This is a genomic window from Paenibacillus psychroresistens (genome assembly GCF_009728935.1).
Lineage (GTDB): Bacteria > Bacillota > Bacilli > Paenibacillales > NBRC-103111 > Paenibacillus_AC > Paenibacillus_AC psychroresistens.
This window is the reverse complement of the sequence record NZ_CP034235.1, coordinates 5,886,429-5,907,254: the sequence shown is the minus strand read 5'-3', so window position 1 is coordinate 5,907,254 and position 20,826 is coordinate 5,886,429. Positions and strand designations below refer to the sequence as shown.

16 protein-coding genes and 1 tRNA gene are annotated in these 20,826 nt (G+C 42.3%); 12 read left to right on the top strand and 5 right to left on the bottom strand.

The annotated features are described in order from the left end of the window. Positions 1 to 41 precede the first annotated feature (41 nt). Genes EHS13_RS26950 through EHS13_RS26940 form a run of 3 tightly spaced genes read left to right on the top strand, consistent with a single transcriptional unit; the run spans position 42 to position 2,846 of the window. Positions 42 to 1,100 (top strand): Gfo/Idh/MocA family protein, encoded by a 1,059-nt coding sequence (locus EHS13_RS26950; protein ID WP_155705524.1) that lies wholly within the window; start codon positions 42 to 44, stop codon positions 1,098 to 1,100. Continuing rightward, complete coding sequence (locus EHS13_RS26945; RefSeq protein ID WP_155703346.1) at positions 1,097 to 1,954, top strand: sugar phosphate isomerase/epimerase family protein; 858 nt, start codon at positions 1,097 to 1,099, stop codon at positions 1,952 to 1,954. The genes EHS13_RS26950 and EHS13_RS26945 overlap by 4 nt, the downstream gene beginning before the upstream one ends. A gap of 13 nt (positions 1,955 to 1,967) precedes the next feature. After that, positions 1,968 to 2,846, top strand: coding sequence for a sugar phosphate isomerase/epimerase family protein (locus EHS13_RS26940; RefSeq protein ID WP_193571447.1), 879 nt, complete (start codon positions 1,968 to 1,970; stop codon positions 2,844 to 2,846). Between the two features lie 653 nt (positions 2,847 to 3,499). On the opposite strand, the gene EHS13_RS26935 is transcribed toward EHS13_RS26940, so the two are convergent. After that, positions 3,500 to 3,572, bottom strand: a tRNA-Lys gene (locus EHS13_RS26935). Between the two features lie 144 nt (positions 3,573 to 3,716). Between EHS13_RS26935 and EHS13_RS26930 the strand changes: the two genes are divergently transcribed. Next, positions 3,717 to 5,567 carry a glycoside hydrolase family 9 protein gene (locus tag EHS13_RS26930; RefSeq protein WP_155703344.1) on the top strand — a complete coding sequence of 617 codons (1,851 nt, stop codon included), beginning with the start codon at positions 3,717 to 3,719 and terminating at the stop codon, positions 5,565 to 5,567. Between the two features lie 5 nt (positions 5,568 to 5,572). Here EHS13_RS26930 and EHS13_RS26925 read toward each other — a convergent pair whose 3' ends face one another. Next, the gene (locus tag EHS13_RS26925; RefSeq protein WP_155703343.1) at positions 5,573 to 6,457 is read right to left on the bottom strand and encodes a helix-turn-helix domain-containing protein; all 885 of its coding nucleotides are present in this window, start codon (positions 6,455 to 6,457) and stop codon (positions 5,573 to 5,575) included. Positions 6,458 to 6,575: 118 nt separating this feature from the next. Between EHS13_RS26925 and EHS13_RS26920 the strand changes: the two genes are divergently transcribed. Beyond that, positions 6,576 to 8,078 carry an L-fucose/L-arabinose isomerase family protein gene (locus EHS13_RS26920; protein ID WP_155703342.1) on the top strand — a complete coding sequence of 501 codons (1,503 nt, stop codon included), beginning with the start codon at positions 6,576 to 6,578 and terminating at the stop codon, positions 8,076 to 8,078. Positions 8,079 to 8,147: 69 nt separating this feature from the next. Here the strand turns inward: EHS13_RS26920 and EHS13_RS26915 are convergent, their stop codons facing one another. Next, a complete protein-coding gene (locus tag EHS13_RS26915; RefSeq protein WP_155703341.1) occupies positions 8,148 to 9,260 on the bottom strand; it encodes a glycoside hydrolase family 172 protein in 1,113 nt (370 codons plus the stop codon). Between the two features lie 305 nt (positions 9,261 to 9,565). Between EHS13_RS26915 and EHS13_RS26910 the strand changes: the two genes are divergently transcribed. The 6 genes from EHS13_RS26910 (at position 9,566) to EHS13_RS26885 (ending at position 16,132) form a co-directional block, all read left to right on the top strand. Next, entirely contained in the window at positions 9,566 to 11,923 is a 2,358-nt protein-coding gene (locus tag EHS13_RS26910; RefSeq protein WP_155703340.1) for a glycoside hydrolase family 95 protein, read from the top strand. 137 nt (positions 11,924 to 12,060) lie between these two features. After that, entirely contained in the window at positions 12,061 to 12,489 is a 429-nt protein-coding gene (gene fucU / locus EHS13_RS26905) for an L-fucose mutarotase (RefSeq protein WP_155703339.1), read from the top strand. Then, positions 12,486 to 13,142 (top strand): bifunctional 4-hydroxy-2-oxoglutarate aldolase/2-dehydro-3-deoxy-phosphogluconate aldolase, encoded by a 657-nt coding sequence (locus tag EHS13_RS26900; RefSeq protein ID WP_227013533.1) that lies wholly within the window; start codon positions 12,486 to 12,488, stop codon positions 13,140 to 13,142. Before fucU ends, EHS13_RS26900 begins: the two co-directional genes overlap by 4 nt. After that, complete coding sequence (locus EHS13_RS26895; protein ID WP_227013532.1) at positions 13,139 to 14,134, top strand: sugar kinase; 996 nt, start codon at positions 13,139 to 13,141, stop codon at positions 14,132 to 14,134. Before EHS13_RS26900 ends, EHS13_RS26895 begins: the two co-directional genes overlap by 4 nt. Before the next feature lie 123 nt (positions 14,135 to 14,257). Then, a complete protein-coding gene (locus EHS13_RS26890) occupies positions 14,258 to 15,028 on the top strand; it encodes a sugar phosphate isomerase/epimerase family protein (RefSeq protein ID WP_319633394.1) in 771 nt (256 codons plus the stop codon). A 15-nt stretch (positions 15,029 to 15,043) separates the two neighbouring features. Next, complete coding sequence (locus EHS13_RS26885; protein ID WP_155703338.1) at positions 15,044 to 16,132, top strand: Gfo/Idh/MocA family protein; 1,089 nt, start codon at positions 15,044 to 15,046, stop codon at positions 16,130 to 16,132. 238 nt (positions 16,133 to 16,370) lie between these two features. On the opposite strand, the gene EHS13_RS26880 is transcribed toward EHS13_RS26885, so the two are convergent. Continuing rightward, the gene (locus EHS13_RS26880; RefSeq protein WP_193571446.1) at positions 16,371 to 17,225 is read right to left on the bottom strand and encodes a helix-turn-helix transcriptional regulator; all 855 of its coding nucleotides are present in this window, start codon (positions 17,223 to 17,225) and stop codon (positions 16,371 to 16,373) included. Between the two features lie 35 nt (positions 17,226 to 17,260). Then, positions 17,261 to 18,262, bottom strand: coding sequence for a DoxX family membrane protein (locus EHS13_RS26875; protein ID WP_155703337.1), 1,002 nt, complete (start codon positions 18,260 to 18,262; stop codon positions 17,261 to 17,263). 189 nt (positions 18,263 to 18,451) lie between these two features. Between EHS13_RS26875 and EHS13_RS26870 the strand changes: the two genes are divergently transcribed. After that, a complete protein-coding gene (locus EHS13_RS26870; protein WP_155703336.1) occupies positions 18,452 to 20,788 on the top strand; it encodes a sensor domain-containing protein in 2,337 nt (778 codons plus the stop codon). The last annotated feature ends 38 nt before the right edge of the window (positions 20,789 to 20,826 follow it).

Here is a 20,826-nt window from a genome sequence, read left to right as displayed (position 1 = left end):
AAGATTAGCCTATATGGAGTTGTACAAAGGAGCAGAAAATGATGAAGAAAATTAAAGTTGCTGTAATTGGTGTGGGATCTATTTCTAAAGAGCACTTAAGATCTTATACTAATCATCCAGAAGTTGAGCTTTATGCGGTATGTGACATAAACGAAGAGCGTGCTAATCGTATAGGTACGGAATACGGTGTTTCAAAAATATACTATAGTTATCAAGAGGCATTGACCGATCCGGAGATCGATGCAGTAAGTATTTGTACTTGGAATCAAACACATGCAGAGATTAGCATAGCCGCATTAGATGCTGGCAAGCATGTGCTGGTGGAAAAACCACTTTGCAAAACAGTTGAAGAAGCATTACGCATCCAGGAAGCCGTGAAGCGCAGCGGTAAAATACTGCAGGTTGGTTTTGTGCGGCGTTATGATAACAATGTGCAGATGCTGCGGACATTTGCGGAAGCTGGGGAGTTTGGCGAGATTTATTATGCTAAAGCTTCCGCTATTCGCCGACTTGGCAATCCAGGTGGATGGTTCGCTGATGTAGAACGTTCAGGCGGCGGGCCGCTAATCGATATTGGTGTTCATATGATTGATCTTTGTTGGTATATGATGGGTAAGCCTAAGGTGAAGTCCGTAAGCGGCAATACTTATCGCAAGCTTGGAAATCGTGCGCATATTGAGCATCTTTCCTTCTATAAAGCAGCAGATTGGGATCCAAGTTTAAATACCGTTGAAGATCTGGCAAACGCTATTATCCGTTTTGAGAATGGCGCTTCTTTAATGGTAGATGTTAGTTTTTCCCTTCATGCTAAAGAAGATGAAATGAAAGTTAAGTTATATGGAGATAAAGGCAGCTATGAGATCGATCCAGAGATTGCGATTGTAACGGAAAAACATAATACGATTTTGAATATCACACCGCAAATGGACCACAAAGGCTTTCACTTTGATTCTTCCTTCCAGAATGAAATCAATCACTTTGTTCAATGCGTCCAAACGGGTCAACAACCGCTTAGCCCAGTAGAAGATGGCTTAGAGATTATGAAAATTCTTTGTGCAATTTATGAATCTGCGGCCAAAGGTGTGGAGGTCAGCTTATGAAAATAGGGGTAAGCACGTATAGTTTATCGCGGGCTATTCAGTCTGGTGAGATGAGCGTAATAGAGGCGATTGCTTATATTGCTGAAATTGGTGGGGAGCATGTAGAGATTGTGCCAATCGGCTTCAATCTGACAAAGAATCCTGAATTAATCTCAGAGATTCGGCAAAAGGCAGTGGAGTCAGGGATTGAAATATCCAATTATGCAATTGGGGCTGAATTTTCCGGTCTAACAGAGGAAGCATTCGAGCTTGAGATAAGCCGAGTGAAGAAAGAAGTAGATATCGCTGCACAGCTCGGGATTAAGCTCATGCGTCATGATGTAGCCAGTACCGCTGACATATCCATTCAGAATTTTAATTTACAGCTTCCTAAGCTTGCAGAAGCATGCCGTCGAGTAGCTGAGTATGCAGCAACATTCGGAATAACGACCAGTATTGAAAATCATGGTTATTTCCTGCAAGCCAGTGATCGAGTTCAGGCATTAATCCATGCAACTGATAGAGCCAATTTTCGAACAACCTTAGACATTGGCAATTTTATGTGTGCAGATGAGAATTCAATAGTAGCCGTGAAGAAGAACATCTCCTACGCATCTATGGTTCATATTAAAGATTTCTATCTTCGATCATTCGCACAAGATCCAGGAGAAGGCTGGTTTCCAACAGCTCATGGCAATCATTTGCGTGGTGCGATAATTGGAAACGGTGATATTGATATGCGCAATGTGCTAAAAGTAGTCAAACAATCCGGTTTTGATGGCTTTTTATCAGTCGAGTTTGAAGGTATGGAAGAGTGTAAGCTAGGTACTAGAATTGGCTTAAATAACTTAAAGCAATTATGGAACGAAATATAAGGAGGCGTTGGACATGGTGCTTGTTCCTAATAAAATTGGTGTGATCGTAGATAGCTTTCGAGTTGGTGTGCGAGAAGGTTTAATAAAATCTAAAGAGGTTGGCGCGGATGGTGTACAAATTTATGCCGTTAATGGAGAATTTGCTCCGCAAAATCTTACTTCAGCAGCACGTAAGGAATGGAAGGAATTCATTGCTTCGCTTGGACTGGAAATCTCTGCACTTGTTGGCGATTTAGGGGGTCATGGCTTTCAAGATAAACTTGTCAATGCTGAGAAAATTGCTAAGTCCAAACAAATTCTCGATCTAGCTGTGGAGCTTGGAGTTAATGTAGTCACAACGCATATTGGGATAGTGCCAGAGGATAAGAACAGCGCTAATTATGAAGCGATGCATTTGGCTTGTGACGAGCTCAGTGCTTATGCTAATAGCCTGAATGCCTTTTTCGCTATTGAAACTGGACCCGAGACGGCAATAACCTTAAAAGGCTTTCTCGATGGGCTCAGCTCCAAAGGAGTCGCGGTTAACTTCGATCCAGCTAATATGGTTATGGTTACGGGCGATGATCCTGTTCAAGGTGTCTATACCTTGCGTGATTATATCGTGCATACCCATGCGAAAGATGGCATACGGCTGCGTGAAGTAGATCCACGTCTGGTTTATGGCTCACTTGGCTTTAATCCACTGGATCACGAAAAAATGGCAGAGGCTGCCGAATCAGGTGATATTTTTAGAGAGGTTCCCCTTGGTGAAGGCGGAGTAGACTGGAATGGCTATCTGCAAGCGCTGGTTGATATTGATTATAAGGGCTACTTAACTATTGAGCGTGAAGTAGGGACTAATCCTGAAGAAGATATCAGGAAAGCTGTACAGTTTTTGAAGGATTTTAGATAAGGGTTAGCTAAAATATGAAAAACCAGGCCGACACTAAGTGTTAGTCTGGTTTTTAGTGGTTCCTAAGTCTACATTATATAGAAATGTTGGTAATAGCGTCATTTTGGGCGGAATAGAGTCCGTGCCGCTTTAGATGGGGCGGTGTTTCCGCAAAAGAGAATAAAGCGTCCTCGCCGCTTTAGATGGGGCGGAGCCTCCGCAAAAGAGAATGTAAAGCGTCCTCGCCGCTTTAGATGGGGCGGAGCCTCCGCAAAAGAGAATGTAAAGCGTCCTCGCCGCTTTAGATGGGGCGGAGCCTCCGCAAAAGAGAATGTAAAGCGTCCTCGCCGCTTTAGATGGGGCGGAGCCTCCGCAAAAGAGAATGTAAAGCGTCCGCGCCGCTTTAGATGGGGCGGAGCCTCCGCAAAAGAGAATGTAAAGCGTCCGCGCCGCTTTAGATGGGGCGGAGCCTCCGCAAAAGAGAATGTAAAGCGTCCGTGCCGCTTTAGATGTTGCGGAGCCTCCGCAAAAGAGAATGTAAAGCGTCCGCGCCGCTTTAGATGGGGCGATGTTTCCAGCATATGTATAGAAATGCGGTCTAAAAGGTAGCTAACTAATCATAAACAAATAAAAAACCTCGCATCTCTGCGAGGTTTGAAGGTTATATAAGAGTATGGATCCGGGGGGGCTCGAACCCCCGACCAGATGATTAAGAGTCAACTGCTCTACCAGCTGAGCTACAGATCCATAAGACACAAAAAGTATTGTATCATCAATAAGATATAAAAGCAACAGAGAAAAGAAGATAAGTTAACACACACGGAAGGATGGACGATTAGTCCGATTAACTTTACAATAGAGGATGAGTCATATTTGAGGAGGCTTTCATCCATGAGCAAGTATAAGCGAGTTAGTCTGATAGCATTCTCAGCGATTGTATTAGTTGGTATAGGCATTATTATATTTAATAAAAAAGAAACAGTTGAAGTGATTACAAAACCCATTCAGACGCCAATAGCTACCACGGCAATTGTGACACCATCCCCTCAACCTCAACCAACTATAGTGAAAGATCTGAATGAGCCGGGTTCAAAAATCCGCATAGATCAGGTTGGTTATCTGACAACAGCTCCCAAAATCGGGTTGGTAATAGAAGGAACTACAGATGTATTCGAGGTATTCGATGTAAACACGAAGCAATCTGCTTTTACTGGTAAGCTATCCGCTCCAGTCCAGGATGTTAACTCTGGAGATACAGTGCGAAGTGCAGATTTCACCACAATTGATAAGCCTGGGACTTATATTCTACGTGTAGCGGGTGCAGGTGATTCTTATCCGTTTGCAATTGGCGATAATGTCTACAACAGTTCCTTACTAAATGCAGCACGTTCGTATACACTTGGGCGTTCGGGAGTTGCAATGGATGACCCCATAACGGGACTTAAGCATGCGGCTTCTCATACTCAAGATGCAAAAGCGACGATGTTCTTTAGTGACAGCTATCATAAAAAAGGTGACATACTTGATGTAAGCGGCGGCTGGTATGATGCTGGAGATTATGGGAAATATATACCTACAGCAGCAGTCAGCTCAGCACAGCTATTGCTTGCCTTCGAAATGAATCCCAATAAATTTACGGCTGGTCAAATGTCGATTCCAATAGATTTAATTGCAAAGGATGAGGTCAGCAAGCTGCCTGATCTATTAGCTGAAGTGAAGGTTGAGTTGGATTGGATGCAGAAGCTGCAACGGCAGGATGGAGCCATTTATCTAAAGGTCTCAGGTGCAGCTTGGACGAGCTTTGTGCTGCCTGAATCAGATACACAGGATCGGTATGTTTATGGGCTTTCAACTTACGGGACTGCACAATATGCAGCTACTTTGGCTATGGCCTCACGTATTTTTAAAGAATACGACCCTGCTTATGCAGATCAGCTATTAAAAAGCGCTTTAAAATCGCAAGCTTATCTGGAGAGGCATCCGGATCCGGAATTTCGCAAGGATGAGGGCCAGGACGCAGGTTCAGGACCCTATTTAAAAACAACAGATACAGAAGAGCGATATTGGGCAGCTGCGGAGTTATTAAAAACAACAGGTGATGCTCGTTTTGACTCCTATATCCAATCCGATTTAGCGGAGCAGCTGGTGAAGAAACCGGTTGCTGTATCCTGGTCCAATGCGATAATGCTTGGAGATTGGGCTTATTATACAAGTGAACAGGGAGATCCCCAAAGGAAAGAGGATGTGAAAGCGGCTGTTACAGGTTATGCGGATGATTTATTGAAGCTAATTGAAACAGATGGCTATCGAGTAGCGTTGCAAGCTGAGGATTATCAGTGGGCTTCGACTAAGGAAGATGTTTCACGCGGGCAGGTACTGATTTTTGCTAATGCGATGAATCCTAAACCAGAGTACGTTAACGCTGCGTTGGATCAAGTGCATTATCTGTTTGGCCGAAATACAACGGGTTATACTTATATGACGGGGGCAGGCACTCAAATGCCGCTCATGCCGCATAACCGTATTGCTGCGAGCACAGGAACCTATATACCTGGGCTGGTTGTAGGCGGACCAAATAAGAATGGCGGCGATCCGACAATAGATTTGATTATCAAGGAAGCTAAAAGCCCAATCCCACCAGCGAAAACGTATGTGGATAAATCAGACTCTTTTGCGACAAATGAATATGCGATTGATTATACGGCTCCTGTGTTGTTCGTGTTAGCTTATTTTAGTAAATAAGCCAATCATTTGGGACGCTGCCACACTTTGCGAAAGCTTAGTGGGGTAGCGTTTTCTTGTTTTTTAAATTGATTAATGAAATGGCTGACATTGTCAAAACCAACCTTGCTGGCAATTTCTTGCACAGGTATTTCCGAGTATTTGAGCAGCTCTTTGGCTTTGTTAATACGGAGATTGATTAAATATTCGTTGGGAGTTAGACCCGTATATTTTTTGAATTCACGGGCTAAGTGAAATTTACTGATTGAAAATTGAGCAGACAGTCGATCTAAAGATATTTTCTCATGCAGTTGATCTTTAAGGAAGAGCTGGGTCTGGAGAATAGAGTCCGGTAAAAATCGAGTTTGCGACTCTTGATTCCTATTTAAAGTATGCAGCAATAGGTCGGTTAGTATTTGAACAATGGCTTGCGAGCTTAGCAGCTCGGTTCGTGCATCTTGGTGGATTTGGAGCTCGAGCAGCTCATTTATAAGTGTGGGTACTGGTGAATGTGCGTTCAATGTAAGGATTGGGTCTCTAGCAAGATGAAACTGCTCATAGAAAGCTCTGCTGGAACCTCCGTCAAAATGCACCCACAGCAGCTCCCAGAGCTCATCTGAGTCCGTTTCATAGTATTGATAATCCATACAGGATATAAAAAAAACTTGTCCTTGCTGGAGAGTATGACGCTTCTCGTTATATTGCAGGTATCCTTTTCCGGAAATGGTATACACAATTAAATAAGAAGCTAAATTTGCTCGCTCTGTAAAATAAGAGGCAAGGCAACGATAATGCCCGATCTCTTGCACATAATGAAGATTAGCTTTTGCGGTAAGGCTTGGTGTGACCATAATGTCGTATGAGTCATCTGTCCAATCACGAGCAGCCCTTAAATAGAAATCTTTGTTCATGTTTTCACCTCAGCAAGATACTATTATTTATTGACACTATTCTTGGATGAAAGTAGAAATAGTAGCTGTTACAATTGTAACATGATTTGATTATTTATTCATTTGAGGGAGCGAATATATGAATGCACTTAGTCCGATAAAAGACACGAAAAAGGCTAGAGTAGGTTTTTATTCGATTGGTTTGCAGGCTTATTGGCCGCAATTTCCAGGATTACAGGAACGATTAACCGAATACGGCCAATTTATTGAACAGAAAATGAGTGCTTTTGGAGAAATATATAATTACGGAATTGTCGACTCAGAAGCAGCAGGCAGAAAAGCTGGTGAGTGGTTTAATGAAAGGAATGTCGATATCATCTTTTGTCATTCAGCCACTTACTCGACTAGCTCTAATGTTCTGCCTGTTCATCAAATTTGTAAGAAGCCAGTGATTATTCTCAATATGCAGCCTACGAATCGAATGAACTACGAACAAACGACTACAGGGGAGTGGCTGGCTCATTGCGGTGCTTGCCCAGTACCCGAGATATCTAATGCCTTTCAACGGGCAGGAATTGTTTTTCGGGTGATCAATGGTTTGCTTGGTTTGAGCTATACTCCTGCAATTTCATTAACAAACGAAATTACGGCAGATCGAAAAGAAGCCAAACGAGCGTGGAAATCAATTGAAGAATGGATTCGCGCAGCCGGAGTTGTTCGGACACTTCAGCATAGCCGATTTGGCTTTTTGGGTAACACTTATAGTGGCATGCTTGATATGTACAGTGATTTCACGATGATTCAAGCTCAGATGGGCATTCATGTTGAAGTACTTGAAATGTGCGATGTCCATGACTTGCTGAAGTCGGTGACTCCTGATGAAGTCGAGGCTAAGCTAGCCGAAGTTGGAGCTATGTTTGAAATTAGTGATCAAGCATCCTCCGATCCAATTGCTAAGAAACCAACGGATGAGCAGCTGCAATGGTCAGCGAAAATTGCGGTCGCTCAGGAGAAAATGGTGCGCAAATTTGATTTAGATGCCTTGACCTATTATTATCATGGAGCTCCTGGAAGTGAATATGAGCAATTGCAAGCAGGGTTTATTCTGGGACATTCGCTTTTAACGGCTAGAGGTATTCCTTGCTCAGGTGAAGGTGATCTGAAAACGGCTTTAGCGATGAAAATATGCGATATTCTTGGAACAGGGGGCAGCTTTTCGGAGATTGTTGTAGTTGATTATGAGGATGAGACTATCCTGCTAGGGCATGATGGACCCTTCCACACTGCGATCTCAGAAGGAAAGCCGATCCTACGCGGAATGGGTTTATATCATGGTAAACAGGGAACAGGAATTTCCGTAGAAGCCAAGGTAAAAAGAGGGCCGATCACAACGTTGAATGTAACCCAAACGTTTGAAGGCAAGCTAAAGCTGATCATTAGCGAAGGAGAGTCTACGGATGGACCCATAATGAGAATTGGCAATACGCAGACACCGGTTCGATTCAACAAACATCCGGATGATTATATGGAGATGTGGTTTGCTGAAGCCCCAACTCATCATTGCGCCATCTCGATTGGTCACAACGCATCACTATTTCAAAAGGTTGGAGAGCTGTTGAACTGTGCGCATGTGACATTATAAAAAAAGAAACGTAGATGTCCAAATGGGCATCTACGTTTCTTTTTGCGTTAAAATTATTTTATTACTACTTTATTCTTCGTTGCCCCAAAGTGTCCCACTATTGCCTCTGGCTTTGCGCCATTCATGCCGCCATTTATGGACATCTGCAACACCGATTTCTGGCATATTGCTGCGTTGCTCTTTGGCTGGCAGCTCTGGATAAGGCTGGTGAGGTTCAGTTTGATACCAATAGGCAACCGTAGATAAATCCAATGCCAGACTGTTATCGTGGCCGTGTTCAATACTGGCATGCAGCGATTTATCAAAATAGACCGGATCTTGCAGAAAGAAACGATAACAATGGGTACGGCCCATCCAGCCTAATTTATCTGGTACTCGAGCATAACCGAAAAATGGGTGAGCATAGAGCTCGTTGGGACACCAGGAGCTGTTAAAGAAATCTTCGGTTCCAGTGCCATGCAGAGAACCTGGCCAATCCTCGCCATCTATCAGCCACATGTCGTCTCCCTCTCCATACCACATGGGTCCAGGACTATCGACATAATAGTTGATGCCAACAAAATGTCCAGTTCCAACGATATCGGCGAACACATAGTTGTGCTCAACGCTTGGATTTGGCTCCTGCGGTGATATAGTCCCCCACTCGTTTTCTCCGGATTCTGGATGTACACCAGTAAGTTCACGTCTCCATGAAGCGTGGAACCGCCCCATCGATGCAGGCATTTCCGGATGGACTTCGTAATCAACATAATAATAAAAGCATCTTATAGGTGCCTCAGAGGATTGGTTTTCTATCGTAATTCTCGCGCCATTTCCATAAGGCATCGCAAAATAACTATTCAATGCTTTACCCTTTAGAGGGGCTGCTGCAAGCGGAAGTGAGATGAAGCTATATTCTTCACCCCAGCCTTGTCCAAAAAAATCGCCAATCGGAGATTCCACACTTGGATGCTCTTCACCATCCCAGTACATGCGAATAATGGCGTTGCGTCGAATGAATGTATCCTCACAGCTAATCGTAATCCAGATATGCTTAACAATACCGGCACCCTCCATAACAGCAATATCAGCGGTTTCCCCAATCCCAATGGTAATATAATCAGCATTTCTCCCAGTTCGATCATAACTGGATATTCGTTTGGTTTTTATTCCTGGTTGGATCCGGCAAATGTCATTCAGCATTTTCTTAGCTCCTTATTCAAATTTGTCTCTATTATAGCGAATGTCCTTACAGATAGATTTAGTCAAAACTGTTAAGTTTTTAACACTTATTGCTCTATATTTAGGAATTCAGCCGTGCATTTAAATCTGTAAAAGGTGTTTTGGCATCCCAATGTAGCATATTAGTTTTGACCTTATAATTCTTAATTTTGTGCTAGCCAATGATATTGAATGGTCTAACAAAAACATGCATAATAAAACTTGTGTTTGTTAGCCAGGTTAGTCTAGGTAGAGTTTAATATATTTAATTAGGGGGATAATTTACGATGAAGCTTCAATATAAAGCACCAGCTAATGAATGGACGGAAGCGCTCCCTATAGGGAACGGCCGCCTTGGAGCCATGGTTTTTGGAGGAGTGGAGAACGAACATCTTCAGCTCAATGAAGATACTTTGTGGTCCGGTCCACCGAAGGAATGGAATAATCCTCGAGCATTGGAAGTGCTGCCTGAGGTTCGCAGTCTGCTTGGTAAGGGAAAGTTTGCAGAAGCAGAGAATCTAGCGAGGGAAATGATGGGGCCTTATGGTCAATCCTATTTGCCATTAGGCGATCTTCATCTTCGATTTGATCATGGTAATATATTTAGTTCCTACAGCAGGGAGCTGCATATAGGAAATGCTTTAGCTTCAGTTAGCTATAAGATAGGGGAAGTAACCTACACTCGCGAAGTACTAGCTTCACAACCTGACCAGGTTATTGTCATCCGTTTAACGGCGAATAAACCGGGGATGCTGAGCTTTCATGCTAAATTGGATAGCCCGCTTCGTTATCAAACTGCCCAAGAAGGGGACTTTTTGGTCCTTAATGGCTTTGCACCTGAGAATGTAGATCCCAGCTATTTTTCAACTGATAATCCGATTGTATATGGTGACCCAGAAACAACGAAAGCAATTCGCTTTGAAGGACGTTTAGGGGCTACACTTGAGAATGGAAGCTTGCAGCTTGATCAGAATGGATTGCACATTATTGGAGCAACAAGTGCAACTCTGTTTTTTAGCGCTGCAACAAGCTTTTACGATCAACAAGATCCTGCAACCAAGCTGAATGAGACTTTAATCAGAGCAATGGGCAATACCTATGCTGAGCTTCGTGCTCGCCATATCACGGACTATCGTGCTCTTTTCGATCGAGTAGATTTACAGTTGGCTAGTGACGATAAGGTGCCTGTGGATTTGTCAACAGATCGCTGGATTGCAGAGCATGGTGCCAATGATCCAGGACTCGTAAAGCTGCTTTTCGACTACGGTCGTTACCTGATGATCGCAAGCTCACGTCCAGGAACGCAAGCAGCAAATTTGCAAGGAATTTGGAATAAAGAAACGCGAGCGCCTTGGAGCAGTAATTATACGATAAACATCAATACCGAAATGAACTATTGGCCTGCGGAAACATGTGGTCTTGCTGAATGCCATGAGCCATTTCTCGATTTAATTGAAAAGTTATCTGTTAATGGTAAAGAGACAGCTAGAATAAATTATGGAGCACGCGGATGGACGGCCCACCATAATACGGATTTATGGGGCCAAACTGCTCCTGTCGGTAATTTTGGCGATGGTGATCCGACCTGGGCGCTCTGGCCAATGGGTGGACCGTGGGTAACTCAGCATGTCTGGGAGCATTATGCTTTCGGGAAGAACGAAGCCTTTTTACGGGAGAAAGCCTATCCCATTATGCGGGATTCTGCACTCTTTGGTTTGGATTGGTTGTATGAGGATGCCAAAGGCAGATTAATTACTGCGCCATCCACTTCGCCAGAGCATAAATTCAGATCAGGTGACGGTAATGTGGTAACAGGAGTTAGTATTGCCTCAACGATGGATTTGGCGATTCTCTGGGACCTATTCACGAATACTATAGAAGCAACGGAAATTCTGGACCTTGATCAAGAGTTACGCAGACAGCTGACCGATGCACGCGCTAGTCTATTCCCGATGCAAATTGGTAAATACGGGCAGCTTCAAGAATGGTCGGAGGATTTCGAGGATGAGGATATCTATCATCGTCACGTTTCCCATCTATTCGGCGTATTCCCAGGCCGTCAATTGACGAAGCTGCAGACGCCAGAGCTGTTCGATGCTGCTAGAGCATCGCTGGAAAGACGCGGCGATGGCGGAACCGGATGGAGTCTTGGCTGGAAAGTAAGCTTATGGGCTCGCTTCGGGGACGGCAATCGGGCACTCCTCTTAATAAACAATTTATTGCAATTAGTGAGAGAGAATGAGCCGGAAAACTATCATAAAGGCGGGGTGTATCCGAATCTGTTTGATGCACATCCACCATTCCAGATCGATGGAAATTTCGCAGCTACTGCAGGAATTGCTGAGATGCTGCTGCAATCACACCAAGGCTTTATTGATTTGCTGCCGTCACTGCCAGATGCATGGTCGACAGGCTTGATTAAAGGATTGCGTGCACGTGGTGCGTTTGAAATAAATCTAAACTGGAAGGACGCTGTATTAACGCAGGCTCAGATCATTTCACATGCAGGCGGCAAATGTATAGTTCGTTCAGCTGCTCCAATAAGCGTACTCTTGAACGGTGAAATCATTCCGACGGATGCGTTAGAACAAGGCTTAATTAGTTTTGATACCGTCGAGGGCGGCCTTTATTTGCTTCAAGTATAAGACGATCTTTAAGCAGCTCAGTCATAACCTGATTGGGCTGTTTATTTTCTCCTAAAGCTTTTTTCAATAACCTAAAAAGTGGTATGATAAGAAAAGTGTTTTAACTATTTTTTCAATAGAGAGGAAGCTGGTTGATTATGTTAAAAGGAATATCCAAGCTAATTTCACCTGAATTAATTAAGATTTTGATGGAGATGGGGCATTCGGATGAAATCGTAATTGCAGATGGAAACTTCCCTGCTGCAAGCCATGCCCAAAGATTAGTACGCTGTGACGGCCTTAATGTACCTGAATTGCTTGAAGCGATTTTGCCGTTATTCCCTCTAGATACATATGTAGATCACCCTGTAGCTTTAATGGCAGTAACCCCTGGAGATCCAGTAGAAACCCCGATTTGGGATCAATATCGGTACACGATAGCTAAGCATTTTACTGCAGCCGATCCTATTGAAGAGGTAGAGCGTTTTGAGTTCTATGAACGGACTAAGAAAGCTTATGCCGTTATCTCTACTAGCGAGGCTGCACTTTACGCTAATATTATTCTTAAAAAAGGTGTCATATCATGACTATGAATAAGCAGGCTACCTTAATGGATCAATTGAAGATGACCCCGATTATTGCGATTCTCCGAGGGATTGCAGAAACGAAAGCAGACGCTACAGCACAAGCTTTGGCGGATGGCGGCATTGTGTTCCTTGAGGTAACGTTGAACACGGAGGGAGCTCTCCAAATGATTGCGCGCATTAAAGAAACTCAGGGCCAACGAATGCGTATTGGAGCAGGAACTGTATTGAATTTGGCGATGGCAAAAGAAGCAGCAGCAGCTGGAGCTGAATACTTTCTCTCGCCAAACTTAAATGAAGACGTTATCTATTACGGACTTGAACACGGAATTGATGTTTATCCAGGTGTCATGACTCCAACTGAAATTGTCCGAGCATTTGAAGCCGGAGCGCCTGCAGTCAAGGTATTCCCAATGGGCTCGTTAGGTCTTAATTATCTAAAAGAAATTCGAGCACCATTAAACCATATTCCAATGATTGCAACAGGAGGAGTTGATCTTAATAACATCAATGAATTTCTTGATGCAGGGGCGATTGCAGTTGGTTTAGGCAGTAATTTAATGGATAAAAAACATCTGCAAGCAGGTGACTTTGAGGCTATCGAGCAGCGTGCGCGTGCATTTGTAAACAAAGTCAAAGGAGTGAAGCTAGCTTGAATCCATCCCCACAAGTAGATGTTGTTACGATCGGTGAAAGCATGGTTTTGTTCCAGCCTATGACTGGCGGTTCTTTAACTTACGTCCCTTTATTTACAAAATCGATAGCTGGAGCTGAGTCCAATGTAGCTGTTGGGCTTACTCGTTTAGGCGTTAAGACTCGTTGGATAAGTCGATTAGGCACAGATCCTTTTGGTGATCAGGTGCTGTCTACTTTAGCGGGTGAAGGCGTGGATGTATCGGCAGTTACTAGAGATGCTGAATCACCTACGGGCATTTATTTTAAAGAGTTTAAAGGCTTAGGAGATCCCACTGTTTATTTCTACAGGAAGCTTTCAGCAGCTAGCCTTTTCACACCAGAATCACTAAACCCACAATGGTTTGCTGGAGCCAAGCATCTTCATATAACAGGTATACTTCCAGCTTTAGGCGCACATACTGCGGAAACAGCTCTAGAAGCGATGAGAATAGCTCGTAAGCAAGGCATGACTATATCCTTTGACCCGAATTTACGGCGAAAGCTGTGGAGTGAGGAGCGAGCACGTGAAGTCCTGCTTGCGATGATCCCGCTATGCGATTATTTTCTGCCTGGTTTGGAAGAAGCCGAGTTTCTAGTAGGTGAACATACTGAATCGGACTATGCAAAGATATTTCTGGATCAAGGTGTAAAGGTAGTGGCTATGAAGCTTGGAGAACGCGGTTCTATGGGCTTCTATGAGCAAGAGTGCATAAAAGCAGAACCTTATAAAATTTCTACAATTGTCGATACGGTTGGAGCGGGAGATGCCTTTGCAGCAGGCTTCCTATCTGTCATGCTAGACCAGAGCCTATCCGACAAATCGACAGCAATAGACACAAAGCTCAAGCTTGCTTTAGAAAGAGCCAATTTACTTGGTGCACTTGCTACGCAATTTAAAGGAGATTGGGAAGGTTTGCCTACGCTTGCTGAGGTTGAACGTATTCTATCTGGAGCTAAAAACATTACTAGGTAATCATGAATTCTTACTAGAATTTAAACTTAGCCAGATTGTTCATCTTTATACTAGATTGTTCATTTGCTCTGTAAGCGTTCTATGATATAACAGAGTTAGATAGGACAGGGGAAGTGAGGGTGGATGAAATTGGCAAAAATGAATGTTGGATTACAGATGTATACGTTGCGTGAAGAAACGGCTATTGATTTTGTTGGAACCTTACACAAAGTGGCTAAAATTGGCTATGAGGGTGTCGAATTTGCAGGCTATGGTGGATTAACGGCAGTTGAGCTTAAGGAATTATTAGAGCAGCTGAAAATAAAGGCTATAGCAAGCCATGTCAGTTTAGCGCAATTAACGACTCATCTTGACGAAGAAATTGATTATAATTTAACCATCGGGAGCCGTTATATAGTTTGTCCTTATGTAGCTGATGATGATCGTCAAACAGAAGCACAATGGCTAGCTATTATCCAGCAATTGCAAGTAATCGGTCAAAGATGCGCTGAACGCGGTATTGGCTTTGCGTATCACAACCATGATTTTGAATTGCTGCAGCAGGTTAATGGTGTTTTTGTATTGGATGCCATGATGAAAGAAGTGCCGGAAGCTGCATTACTGATGGAATTGGATTCATGTTGGGTGCATCATGCAGGGCAGAATCCTCAGGCTTATATTGCACAATATTCAGGCAGAATTCCATTGTTACATCTGAAGGATATGCAAAAGCTGCCAAGCGGGGAAACGCTAACAGTTGAGCTAGGCCGTGGAGAAGTAGATTTAATTGCAATTATAGAGGCATCTGCTAAGGCAGGCGTTGAGTGGCTTATAGTGGAACAAGATAAATGTACGAATCCACCGTTTGAGAGCATAGAAGAAAGCTATAACTGGGTTGTTAAAAATTATAAGTAGAGGGGTATTAGGAACATGTCTGAAACAAAAATTAAAGTAGGTATTATTGGTTGTGGTGGAATAGCAATGGGGAAGCATTTACCAAGCTTGTCTAAATTACTTCAAGTGGAGATAGGCGTGTTCTGTGATATTGATGAAAACAAAGCTCATATTGCTAAAGAGAAATATGGTAATGCAGCTTCTACAATAACGCTAGACTATCGTACTATATTGGAAGATGCTTCAATAGATGTTGTACATGTTTGTACGCCTAATTCTTCCCATGCTGAAATTACAATTGCTGCTTTAGAAGCAGGCAAGCATGTCATGTGTGAAAAGCCAATGGCTATTACTTCAGCGGATGCTAAAGCTATGGCAGATGCGGCTAAGCGAACAGGCAAGAAGCTTTCGATTGGTTACCAAAACAGATACCGTGCAGACAGCCAATATTTAAAGCAGCTTTGCGAAGATGGAGAATTTGGCGATATTTATTATGCTAAAGCTTTAGCTATTCGTCGTAGAGCCGTTCCTACATGGGGTGTATTCTTGGATTTGGAAAAACAAGGCGGCGGACCGCTAATTGATATTGGTACGCATGCTTTGGATTTAACGCTTTGGTTGATGGATAATTATAAGCCTGTTAGCGTTACAGGATCGGTTTTCTACAAGCTGGGAAGTCGTCCGAATTCAGCGAATGCATGGGGTCCTTGGGATCCAGAGAAGTTTAAAGTCGAGGATTCCGCAGTTGCTTTTATCAAAATGGAAAACGGGGCAACCATCGTTTTGGAATCAAGCTGGGCTATTAATCTTGTTAATATTGGTGAAGCTAAAACGATTCTTTGCGGAACTGAAGGCGGCGCAGATATGGAAGATGGCTTGCGTATCAATGGCGAGCACAAAAGCCGCTTATACGATAAGGTAATTGACCTTAAAGCGGGTGGAGTTGCTTTTAACGAAGGAAGCTCCAATGAGACCGATTCAGAGCTAGAAGCTCGTTTATGGATTGAAGCGATTCAAAACGATACAACACCTTTGGTAACTCCAGAGCAAGCTTTTGTTGTTTCGCAAATCCTAGAAGCCGTTTACGAATCCGCCCGCACTGGCCAAACGGTTTATTTTAACTAGTTTCGACTGTTAATAGGTTGTCTAATATGTTTTGAGAACCCAGAAGTGGAAGGTGTGTGTGTCGAGTGGAAAGTTTACGGGTTACATCAGGAGTTTGCGTTAGCAAGCTCACACTACTTGATATTGCATCCTTACCACATGTTTTATTTGATTTAAATAAGACAATTTCGAGTTGGCTGGAACTGATACACACACCTGTAACGTCCCAGGTTTCTCAATCGTCGTATTAGCTAACCTTTTACCGTTCCTGTAAACGATAATCCTTAGGCGATATGCCAAAATGCGATCGGAACATGCGATGAAAATAGGAATAGCTTGCGTAACCGCAGCTTTCAGCAATTTGCTCAAGTGTGAATGAGCTGTACAGAATGCGTTCCTTAGCGATAGCTAATCGAACTTCAATGGCATGCTGCATAATGCTCTGATCAAAAACAGACTTGAACAAATGAACGGCGCGTGAAACACTTAAATCCACGTGTCGTGCTACCTGTTCTAGAGTAAGAGCAGTTGTAGAATGCTCTTCAATAAAATGCTTCATCCGGTAAGCCAGATAAGAATTAGCCTCTAGCGGATGAGCAGTTTGCTCCATAATATGGCGATCAATATGCAAACAAAGGATGCGGAGATAATAATCCAGCATCTCTTTGTTTTGTTGACTGTGTTTGGCTAGCTCGATATTTAGCTGTCTCCAAATGGTTAGAATTCCTTCATGAAGCGGGATTCTAACTTTTGTAGGCTTCTTGGAGCGCCTCCACCAGTCATCTACCCATTCCCCTGTACAAAACAAATAATAATCCCCACTAGAGATAGCCTCTCCGTATAAAAGATAAGGTTGTTTGGAGGATGAAATGATCTTATCTGCCTTCAAATTAGCTTCAATTAATAGTTCATAAGCTTGGCCAGGCTGATATAAAAGGAGATCACCGGACTCAATCAATGACATTTTTCCTTCTACTAATGCTGAGCTTAGACCTTCAGTCTGTAAACGAAACAAATAATATTTCAAGCTTTCGTCACGACCGTAATGAAATTTTTTATTATGATAGGAGTAACCAGCGGATAGAATTTCGCTAGTTAATAAGTTTTCAGACATCAGTAAGGAGCCTCCATAAATTTAATTCCATTCTTTTAAGCAAATCGGTAATAAATGAGAACAAATGTCGATAGCACAAAAATGAAATTCAAGGAGATGAATACCATCTGGTTGAGCTTCGATTGATGCATCGAAAAGGGAGGTTTGTAGAAGCTGACCCCTTCAATGATAAAAATCAGCAGCACTATGTGAATCATGAAATGCCCAACAAGCTCGGTCATACCGAATAACATCGTCGTTGAAACAAAAATCCCAGTTAGAACAACAGCAAGCAAGCGATTAAGAATACCCACTACAAGTAAATAACCAACTACAAACTCAATGAATGCAGCCATCACGACAAAGCTTTCTGGAGCAAAGCCGAAGGTAGGTACATGATGCGTATGTACAACATCCAAAACCATATTCGGAAATACCCATTTTTCCACAGCTACCCAGCATAAAGATAATCCTGTACCTAAGTAAAGGAAAGGGAAGCCCCATACTGCTTTTTTCGTTTTTTCTAATAATAACACCCCAGCGATAGCCCAGTAAAATCCGTAATCCAGCATATGAAAGATGCCATAATGGATTGTTAAATGTATGAGCAGCCAGAGCATTATCACTGCTCCTGCTTTGGTAAACCAATGATTGGGAATGAGCATTAGAGCGACTGTAATCCAACCAAGAATAGTTTCGGTGGAGGAATCGATTTCAAATTCAGGTGCAAATAAAGTGCCGGCAAGCAATTGAATTACCAAGGCAAAAGCTGTTCCAAGCTTGAGTACGATAAAAGAATAGGGGCGAAGCTGATCTAGCTTCGAATCAATCGTTTGCGCAAGCTTCCAGCGAGATAAAGCAGGTAGAGCTTGTGTTAGGAATGCAAGGAGGACCGCAACAAACAAGGCAATAAAAATGAAAAACGGAGAAAGAATATTGGGAATGGTGGCTTTCTCTGGGACTATGCCGGTAAACCATTTTACATGTGCTTCAGCAATTGTTGGAACGATTAATAAGGAAGCCATAAAAATAAAAATACGAGTATACATATTCTTCATTGTTTTTTCTCCCTAATCTTAGATTATATAGTTCATTACTACTATATCACGGATGGATTTTACTGCACACCCAGTTATATTATAATATATATTAGTTCCTTTGTAGGATTTTAGCGATTTATGTCGAATTAAAAAGAAGTATTTAAACTCCTGATTCGCAGCCCGCTACCTACTAAATGGAGGTTCCAAATGGCATTGTTTTTGCTATCGATATTCTTATATGGTTTTCCAATTATAATGTTGGTATATATGGCATTAGAAATTTACTTTCGCAACAAAGCAAATCCGCTGAACAGGATTACAGCTTTATTATTGCTTATGCTAACTTTCTTGATTTTTGGTTTGTTCTTCTCCAAGCTGCTTCCAGATGAGTATATTGTGTCCTTAACCTTTTATATTAAATATGTACCGATGTTCATAGTCATGTCCATTGCGCTTCATTTTTTCTCTTTGCTCACCTCACGTTTTGTGAAAATTCCGAGTTACCTTCTTCTTTCCATTTGTTATGCACCGCTTTTAGCTATTATAATTCTAATTTACCAGCAAACATGGATAAAAAGCGAGTTTGTTATTAAAGGTTATTGGAAATATGAATATCCCTCTGAAATGCTAGTAGGGATTTCTTTTCTAGTCGCTTTTTATACAATTGTAGTGGGTAGCTGTTTTTTGGTTTTGGGACTCCGCCATGTTTCTCAGAAAGAGCATCTAGCTAAGAAAAAGAAGCAAATTCAATTTATTTTACTTGGGTTACTTTTGGCAGGATCATGGGCATTTAGTGGTAATTTTATCCCTCATTTAGATGTTGGTATTGGCCAGCTTAATTATCCGGAATTTAGCGCTTTTGGCATTGTTATTTTTGCATTTATTGTGCGCGTGGCTATGACGCGTTATGCATTTTTACCTTCCTTTGAACACAAATATCAAATTTTGCATGAGCTTTCCTCTCTATCTATTATTCTGTTAGATCATGATTTGGTGATTCAGGATGTTAATCCAGCTGCATTGAAATTATTTGGGTTAAAAGCAAGCGAGATTCGCAGACGGACGTTTAATTCATTATTGATCCAGCCGGAGCATGAGGGAAATGACTTTTCAGGCGAATATGCGATTATACAAGCTAATCAAGAGCGACGCTTGGTTTATGCGGAAAGCAAAAGCTTGTTGTTTAATGAAGAGAACTATCAATATATTATTTTAGAGGATATCACTGAGAGACGGGCCGCGGAGCAGCGGATAGCATTCTTAGCTTATAAGGATGAGCTTACAGGATTGTTAAATCGGGTTAAGTTTCAGGAAGTGGTTGCAGACGCATTAGAATGTGTACATATAGAAAATGAGAATCAAACGGCTGTAATTATTATAGACTTAGATCGTTTTAAAATGATTAATGAGTCGAAGGGGCGACACGTCGGTAATCTATTCTTGAAGCAAGCTGCAGATTTTTTGAGTGAACAAGCCTCGCAGTATTTAAAAGTGGCACGTATAGGAAGCGATGAGTTTGCTTTGCTGCTAACGGATTATACGGATGATGAGCATTTAGATCGGCTGTTAAAAACTATTTTAGAGCATTTTAGAATGCCATACATTTTTGAGAATACTCCCTTTTTCATAGCCGTAAGCATAGGTGTTAGCTTTGCTTCTCCATATGGCAATACTGCGGAGGAATTATTAAAAAATGCAGGAATAGCGATGAACCATGCTAAGAATAATGGCGGTGATCGTTATCAAAGATACGCCAAAGATATCAAACATCCCGACTTAGAGCGCCATGTTATGGAAAACCGCATGCGAAAAGCACTTGAGCTGGGAGAATTTGTGCTTCATTATCAACCGCAAATTGATATGAATAGGGGAACCATTACTGGAGTGGAAGCATTGATTCGTTGGAATTCCCCAGATTTAGGTCTGGTGAGTCCAGGCGAGTTCATTCCATTAGCAGAGAAGTCAGGGTTAATCATACCTATTGGGCATTGGGTATTGCAGCAGGCATGTAAAGACAGGAAAAGCTGGTTTGCACAGGGAATCGAGGAGCTAACTGTTTCAGTCAATATTTCGTTATTTCAATTTAAGAACGAAAATTTTATCGAGGAGCTTAAACTAATTTTGTTTGAAACTAAGCTTGATCCAAGACTGCTATGTTTAGAGATCACGGAAAGCACAGCTATGGAAAATCAAGCCTATACCATGAAGGTCTGCGATGAGCTTGTCGGTCTAGGAATTATACTTTCCATTGATGATTTTGGCACCGGATATTCATCGTTCTCTTTGTTAAAGAGCTTAAAATTTAAAGAGATCAAAATTGATCGTTATTTTATTCAGGGAATTGTGGACAATCCCTATGACCATATGATCATCAAAGCTATTATTGCTATGGCCCACGGTTTGAAGCTCAAAGTAGTTGCAGAAGGCGTGGAGGATGTTGAACAATTGGAGATTCTAAAAGATATGCTTTGCGATCAGATTCAGGGCTTTTATATCAGTAAAGCGTTGGCTGAGTCGGAGTTGATCCTGTTTCTACAAGGATAAAAAAATCAGCCCAATCCATTAGATGATGGACTAAGGCT

Bases quoted from the DNA above. Each gene is read 5' to 3' on its own strand.
- EHS13_RS26945 (WP_155703346.1), top strand. From the start codon at position 1,097: ATGAAAATAGGGGTAAGCACGTATAGTTTATCGCGGGCTATTCAGTCT.
- EHS13_RS26950 (WP_155705524.1), top strand. From the start codon at position 42: ATGAAGAAAATTAAAGTTGCTGTAATTGGTGTGGGATCTATTTCTAAA.
- EHS13_RS26915 (WP_155703341.1), bottom strand. From the start codon at position 9,260: ATGCTGAATGACATTTGCCGGATCCAACCAGGAATAAAAACCAAACGA.
- EHS13_RS26940 (WP_193571447.1), top strand. From the start codon at position 1,968: ATGGTGCTTGTTCCTAATAAAATTGGTGTGATCGTAGATAGCTTTCGA.
- fucU (WP_155703339.1), top strand. From the start codon at position 12,061: ATGTTAAAAGGAATATCCAAGCTAATTTCACCTGAATTAATTAAGATT.
- EHS13_RS26870 (WP_155703336.1), top strand. From the start codon at position 18,452: ATGGCATTGTTTTTGCTATCGATATTCTTATATGGTTTTCCAATTATA.
- EHS13_RS26875 (WP_155703337.1), bottom strand. From the start codon at position 18,262: ATGAAGAATATGTATACTCGTATTTTTATTTTTATGGCTTCCTTATTA.
- EHS13_RS26890 (WP_319633394.1), top strand. From the start codon at position 14,258: ATGAAATTGGCAAAAATGAATGTTGGATTACAGATGTATACGTTGCGT.
- EHS13_RS26920 (WP_155703342.1), top strand. From the start codon at position 6,576: ATGAATGCACTTAGTCCGATAAAAGACACGAAAAAGGCTAGAGTAGGT.
- EHS13_RS26885 (WP_155703338.1), top strand. From the start codon at position 15,044: ATGTCTGAAACAAAAATTAAAGTAGGTATTATTGGTTGTGGTGGAATA.
- EHS13_RS26880 (WP_193571446.1), bottom strand. From the start codon at position 17,225: ATGTCTGAAAACTTATTAACTAGCGAAATTCTATCCGCTGGTTACTCC.
- EHS13_RS26925 (WP_155703343.1), bottom strand. From the start codon at position 6,457: ATGAACAAAGATTTCTATTTAAGGGCTGCTCGTGATTGGACAGATGAC.
- EHS13_RS26900 (WP_227013533.1), top strand. From the start codon at position 12,486: ATGACTATGAATAAGCAGGCTACCTTAATGGATCAATTGAAGATGACC.
- EHS13_RS26930 (WP_155703344.1), top strand. From the start codon at position 3,717: ATGAGCAAGTATAAGCGAGTTAGTCTGATAGCATTCTCAGCGATTGTA.
- EHS13_RS26910 (WP_155703340.1), top strand. From the start codon at position 9,566: ATGAAGCTTCAATATAAAGCACCAGCTAATGAATGGACGGAAGCGCTC.